Below are 5,679 nucleotides of genomic sequence, written 5' to 3'. Positions count from 1 at the left end.
TATATATTAATATGAGTTTTGTTTAACCTTCTAAAGCTAAAAGTTATGAGCGCGTATCAAAAATTCATTCAACTGGCAGATCAGGTAACAAATGAGGTCATCGAGCAATTAGAGCAAGGCCAGGTATTCTGGAGAAAGCCTTGGACATCTTACGGATTGCCTAAAAACTATGTATCTGGCCGCTATTATGAAGGCTTCAATGCTTTCTTTCTGAACTACCTGACTGATAAGAAAAGCTTTAGGACGCCCTATTTTCTTACCTATAAACAGGCTAAAGAGCTGGGCGGGCATGTAAAGAAGGGAGAGAAAGGAACCCAGATCATCTACTGGAAAGTTTACGCCAATAGTGATACTAGGGAGGGTAAAGGCACTACAGGAGAGACAGAGGAGGTGTATCAGAGAAGGTTTGTCCCTTTTATTTGGACCGTATTTAATATTGATCAAGTGGAAGGAATAGAGTTTACCCTCCCTTCTGTTCATGAGCGTACCGATCTGCAGGTAATAGAGGCTTGTCAGGAGGTGGTGGATCAATACCCTATGCCACGCCCGAAAGTTCTGCACGGAGGCTCCCAGGCCTACTATGCGCCTTTTAATGATACGGTACAGATGCCGGAGCTGAGCAGCTTTGTTTCCTCTCAGGCTTATCACGCAACTTTGTTTCACGAACTGATCCACTCTACAGGCCATCAAACCAGGCTTAACCGTTTTGCTGATGAAGAGAAGGCGGCCCGGTTTGGCGACATAAATTACTCTAAGGAGGAACTGATAGCCGAAATGGGAGCAAGTTTCCTCAACGCCTTTACAGGTATCAAAGCGGAGGTTTTTGAAAACTCGGTGGCTTACCTGCAGGGATGGGCGAAGAAGTTTAAAGATGATAAGACAATGATCATCTATGCAAGCACAAAGGCTTTTAAAGCGGCTAGCTATATCCTAAACTTACAGGCAGAAAGTAACTTGGGGGCAGAAGCAACAACTATGGCAGCGTAGCCTTTAGAAAGATCTTGTCTGGTAATATCAGGCAAGATCTTTCATTTTTAATACTGAGGGGGTGGCTGCTGAAATTTGGAAGTCGAAATTCAGCCATGGCGACCCGCCTTCGGCGGGATTCCTTTTGCTGTAATAGATTTGGGTTAATTGCAAGGATGAGTTCAGCTAATTACTCATTCTATAGCTGCTACATTTAATAATTCTTAAATCTTATCTTTTTTAACACAACATGAGTTATAGGCGAAACCCCGTTTTCCGCCAATTGGAGGGGGTAAGGGTTTTTGCACTATAGCGGGAGGAGGAATTGTTGGCAGCAAGTAAAAGATATTAGAAACCTATTCTGCAACCATCCTCAAGATAAATGGGTCATGATGATATGAAAAAGAACTTTAAGCGATTGCTCTACTTTAGTTTTGTTTTTTTGTTCTTGTCCAATCAAGCTGTAAGAAGAACCAAGTTATGTTCGAAAGATGCACGTTAGCACCTGATCCAGGTCCTTGTAGAGCCGCAATTACTAGATATTACTATGATCAAAAAGAGAAAAGATGCAAATCTTTCATTTGGGGGGGATGTAGAGGGGTGTTGCCCTTCGAAACTGGACTTGCAACAAAAAAGAGGACAAAGGGTTAAGCTGCTAAAGATTTCATGTTCAGTAGTTCTTCCATTTGTATGGGTGTACGGTATCCCAAGCTCGAATGGAGCCTTTCCCTGCTGTAGAAGATCTCGATGTACTCAAAGATTTCTACGGCAGCTGCTCTCTGATTTTCAAACCTGGAGCCATAAACGCACTCCGTTTTCAGGCTCTTGAAGAAGTTCTCGGCCACAGCGTTGTCCCAGCAGTTGCCCCTGCGGCTCATGCTCTGGCGGATCAAGGGATAGCTTATAGGCAGGCTCTTTAACTGAAAGGGCTACGGTACATCCATAGATAGGATATTCTCTGAATTGGACAGCGGTAACCAGCAAGTGCAAGTGAGAAATAAATCCACCACCTCTGAACTCCTAGACCTTTACCAATTGAAAGGTAAGCTGAACCATATTAATCCCGATAGCATAATGCCGAATGACAGTTTGCTCCTTAGGGAAATTGAATCCGACCTAAAAAACATTATAGATGAAAAAGATTAATTTCAGATTCTTTAACCACCTCCATTGCGAGTCAGTCAGTCTCTGATACTGAGATTGCATAAGCTTTTGAGTTTGATCACTTATTATTTACGCACTGACTCGCTCTTTTTATCCCCTCCGCAAAATTTAAACATGCTCTAAGTTATAATTCAATATATTTGTTATAGAATAACTTACTCGCTCATGTGGCAAAAACTTTTAACGTACTCATCTTTTATACTTTTACTAGCTAGTTGCCAGGGCACTTCTACAACTACCTCAACAGAAAGTTACCCCCAGGGAAAGTACCGGGCGGCCATTCAACTACAGGGAAATGAAGTACCTTTCTTTATTCAGTTTGAGGGAGAAGGAGCCAATTTAAAGGCCTACATACTTAATAGTGATGAACGACTGGAAACAGATGTATTGATAAAAGAAGATTCCATTATTATGGATATAAACGTGTTTGATGCAAGCTTGCGTGCAAAATATACTGATACTATCCTTACGGGTGAGTGGGTAAAGCATTATGTAAAGAATTACAGGGCTCCCTTTAAAGCTGCTCTGATTAACGGACAGCAAAGGTTTAAGCTTGAGGGCAATCCTGCTTATAATTTTACAGGGAAATGGGAAACATATTTTAGCCTTGGCTCTGGTGAACCAAGGCCAGCGGTAGGCAATTTCCGCCAGGAGGGTAACCATATTTCCGGAAGTTTTGCATTGGCCTCAGGAGATTTCAGGTACCTGGAAGGCAATGTAAGTGATAGCACCTTTTATTTAAGCACCTTTAATGGTGAAGAGGCTAAACTTTTTATCGGGCAGCTAAATGATTCAGGTGAGCTCATAGGTAAATACTTAAATGGTCTTACGGGCAACTATTCTTTTACTGCAAAACCGAATGAAAATTTCCGGCTGGCCAGTAAAGATAGAAAAGTATCTACTCAAACCATTAACTTTAGCTTTCCAGACCTACAAGGCAATATAGTTTCTTTATCCGATCCGCAGTTTATGGGCAAGCCTCTTATTGTGCAAATTTTCGGTTCCTGGTGTCCAAGTTGTATGGACGAAACCAAGTATCTAGGCCAATGGTATAATGATAACAAAGAACGTATAGAAATTGTAGCACTGGCATTTGAGAAAAAAGATGATTTTCAATACGCTAAAGCCAGAGTAGAAAAGTCTAAAAACAAGCTGAAAGCCGATTATACCTTTCTCATTGCCGGGCATGAAAAAGATGCCAGCAAAGTCTTTCCAACCATTGATGGCCCCATATACTTTCCAACTACCTTATACATTGATAAAAAAGGCCTACTACGCAAAGTACATTCAGGTTTTAACGGACCAAGCACAGGCCCCTTGTTCGAACAATGGAAAGCAGACCATCAGGCTATTGTAGAAGAGTTGGTAAAAGAATGATTTATTTTCTTAACGAATTTAGCTTTTGAAGAAGCTGCCAAGCAGATTCAATCTGTAAATAAAGTAAAACACTAAATTTCTGATAGAGAGCTGATAGAATAAAAAAGTGCCTTCTGGCTCGCTGACCAGGAGGATTTCTGATTTGCGTCGATCAGCTTGCCTAGCCGCTCGAAGGCTGCCTGCTCCCGTTTGGTCTACTCTTGCAGCAGCCTTTCGGTGCTAGCCATGGTGGCCGCCGCTGCCCTCTGGTGCACCGAGATGAGGTTGTTAAGCTGCTCAATAAGATCTTCCTTGCGTAGCTCGATGTGCTTCATCTGTTCAGCCTTGGCTGACTGCTGCAGGTTACCTGTCTGTTAAACATAACCTCGCTTATGAGAATTTGTACCTCTACTTTATCTAAATATGCTTGTTTTTCTGCTACCCATTTCTCCAATCTTATCAAAGGCTTGACGAACACTGCAGTTGCTTTTTGAGAGCACTTGTGGCTTACAAGAGCATCTAATCTTCCTCCCTCCTACTACTGTTGTCTTGATTGCTCTTGAGGAACAAGTACAAGAAGAATAGACGATAAACTTATCAAATACTTTTAGTATCAAATTGTATATGTTACGTATATATTTGTAGGCATCTATCCTTAGATGTTTTATCTTAAAATAAACCACCAGTATTCGTTAGTTATAGGACAATGCAAATTGAAGATAAGAGCCCTAAGTTTGAGTTAGGTAAGCGTATGCTCGAGAATGAGCAGCTGACTTCCCTTTCTGAGCTGTTTGATATCGTGCCATATACTCCCGTGGCCAAAGCACTAGGTGTAAACAACCAGCGACTGCGAAACAAGATTGACGATCCCCGTTCCTTCCGCGTAAGTGAGGTGCTGGACCTGGCGGTACTACTGGATGTAGATGCGATCAAGCTCTTTGCCTTACTTCAAGAAACGATCAATAAATCGGCACCTGCTGAAGGAATAAGTAAATTATAGTCTTGCTAAGCTTTAAACTGCCTACTACCCTATTGATCAACCTCTCGCTTTTTCGCCTATGAATCTATATGAGTTCAATAGTATTCTTTCTATCGATGACAGGGCACAGGCGGTATGGGATGAGGGGCAGTTTCTTTCAAACCGCCTTGATGGAGAGTACAAGGTATGCCTCTACTACATGGGTGATTTTTTTACAGAGGTTTGGGTAAGTTCATGCGATAGCGATAGTAGTATATGCCATGTGCGGGCTTTTAAGAGCCGAAGGCTTCTGGAACCTTACCTCTCCCCTATCGACCTGTCTACCCTTTTCTGATTCTTTCTGCTTTTCGTCTCAAACTGTCAACTTTGACTATTAAGCTGCTTGCTTTAATTGGCAAATATTTCTAGCTAAAAAAACAATTATTATTTAATAACTAATGAATTTATGTTAATAAATAATAAATAATATTTAACATCTAACAATTAATAATTATTAGATGTTTGTACCGTTGGATTTAGCACCTGAAGATATTTCTTGCAGAAGGTAGTCATCATCCATTCTTTCCTATTCTCTCTAGCTTGCCCAATGGCTCCGTCTTTGGTGTATTACTCTTCCTATCCCCCCTTCCTTGTATTATTTGCCTGGAATTCTTTCTTTTGATGTATGGAGGGCTTTGTATTGCAAGATGTGTTTTGAGTCCCTCAAAACCTCTTGCCCTGCTTTCAGCAGGGGTAAAGCCACTCGCAACTCGTGTTTTTATTGAGCATAGAATGTATGGAAGATGTTAAGAAAGCAAAGGGAGGGCGTCCAAAACTATCGCCTGACTTAAAGAGAGCCAGACAAGTAAAGCTGACCTTTTCCGATAGCGAATACAGGCAACTGGAGGCTGAGATGACGGCTGCAGGGCATGAATTATTGTCTGTTTACCTGCGAAAGAAGACACTGGCGCAGCCTGACGATTTTATTGCTAATCCCAAAGAGTTGATCGCGGTTCTGGATAAGCTGGGTCCAGAGATCAGCAGGGTCGGTAACAATATCAATCAAGTAGCACGCTATGTCAATTACCTGAAGGCGAACAATATGATAAACCTGCAGTTTCTTGCCGATTTTAACAGGCACATGATAGAGTTCGGGGGTATAGAAAAAGAATTGGTCAAGGCGCTTCGGTCTTTTCTCCGGATTGCTGCTGCTAGGTTTAAGAAGGTTAAATAAT

Annotated in this window: 6 protein-coding genes and 1 pseudogene; 6 read left to right on the top strand and 1 reads right to left on the bottom strand. The window is 41.7% G+C overall.

All coding sequences use genetic code 11. From position 1 onward, the window contains the following. Positions 1-45 precede the first annotated feature (45 nt). Positions 46-987 (top strand): ArdC family protein, encoded by a 942-nt coding sequence (locus ACFQ2O_RS19370; RefSeq protein WP_377531894.1) that lies wholly within the window; start codon positions 46-48, stop codon positions 985-987. Between the two features lie 459 nt (positions 988-1,446). Continuing rightward, on the top strand, positions 1,447-1,617 hold the full coding sequence (locus tag ACFQ2O_RS19365) for a BPTI/Kunitz domain-containing protein (RefSeq protein ID WP_377531892.1): 171 nt from the start codon (positions 1,447-1,449) through the stop codon (positions 1,615-1,617). Here ACFQ2O_RS19365 and ACFQ2O_RS19360 read toward each other — a convergent pair. Next, a pseudogene (locus ACFQ2O_RS19360) lies at positions 1,614-1,850 on the bottom strand (IS3 family transposase); the annotation flags it as partial. The gene ACFQ2O_RS19365 and the pseudogene ACFQ2O_RS19360 overlap by 4 nt on opposite strands. Positions 1,851-2,295: 445 nt before the next feature. Here ACFQ2O_RS19360 and ACFQ2O_RS19355 point away from each other — a divergent pair. From ACFQ2O_RS19355 to ACFQ2O_RS19340, 4 genes are all read left to right on the top strand, one after another. After that, positions 2,296-3,507 (top strand): peroxiredoxin family protein, encoded by a 1,212-nt coding sequence (locus ACFQ2O_RS19355; RefSeq protein ID WP_377531890.1) that lies wholly within the window; start codon positions 2,296-2,298, stop codon positions 3,505-3,507. A 685-nt stretch (positions 3,508-4,192) separates the two neighbouring features. Next, entirely contained in the window at positions 4,193-4,486 is a 294-nt protein-coding gene (locus ACFQ2O_RS19350) for a hypothetical protein (protein WP_018480089.1), read from the top strand. Positions 4,487-4,544: 58 nt separating this feature from the next. After that, complete coding sequence (locus ACFQ2O_RS19345) at positions 4,545-4,799, top strand: hypothetical protein (protein WP_033317078.1); 255 nt, start codon at positions 4,545-4,547, stop codon at positions 4,797-4,799. Positions 4,800-5,240: 441 nt separating this feature from the next. Beyond that, positions 5,241-5,678, top strand: coding sequence for a plasmid mobilization protein (locus ACFQ2O_RS19340; protein ID WP_137761667.1), 438 nt, complete (start codon positions 5,241-5,243; stop codon positions 5,676-5,678). Position 5,679 lies beyond the last annotated feature (1 nt).

Source organism: Pontibacter rugosus (assembly GCF_042678745.1).
GTDB classification, from domain to species: Bacteria; Bacteroidota; Bacteroidia; order Cytophagales; family Hymenobacteraceae; genus Pontibacter; species Pontibacter rugosus.
Note: the sequence above shows the minus strand (reverse complement) of the source record. Positions and strands in the feature narration are given on the sequence as shown.

Excerpts from the sequence above, each read along its gene's own strand:
- ACFQ2O_RS19345 (WP_033317078.1), top strand. The coding sequence starts at position 4,545 with ATGAATCTATATGAGTTCAATAGTATTCTTTCTATCGATGACAGGGCA.
- ACFQ2O_RS19365 (WP_377531892.1), top strand. The coding sequence starts at position 1,447 with ATGTTCGAAAGATGCACGTTAGCACCTGATCCAGGTCCTTGTAGAGCC.
- ACFQ2O_RS19370 (WP_377531894.1), top strand. The coding sequence starts at position 46 with ATGAGCGCGTATCAAAAATTCATTCAACTGGCAGATCAGGTAACAAAT.
- ACFQ2O_RS19355 (WP_377531890.1), top strand. The coding sequence starts at position 2,296 with ATGTGGCAAAAACTTTTAACGTACTCATCTTTTATACTTTTACTAGCT.
- ACFQ2O_RS19340 (WP_137761667.1), top strand. The coding sequence starts at position 5,241 with ATGGAAGATGTTAAGAAAGCAAAGGGAGGGCGTCCAAAACTATCGCCT.
- ACFQ2O_RS19350 (WP_018480089.1), top strand. The coding sequence starts at position 4,193 with ATGCAAATTGAAGATAAGAGCCCTAAGTTTGAGTTAGGTAAGCGTATG.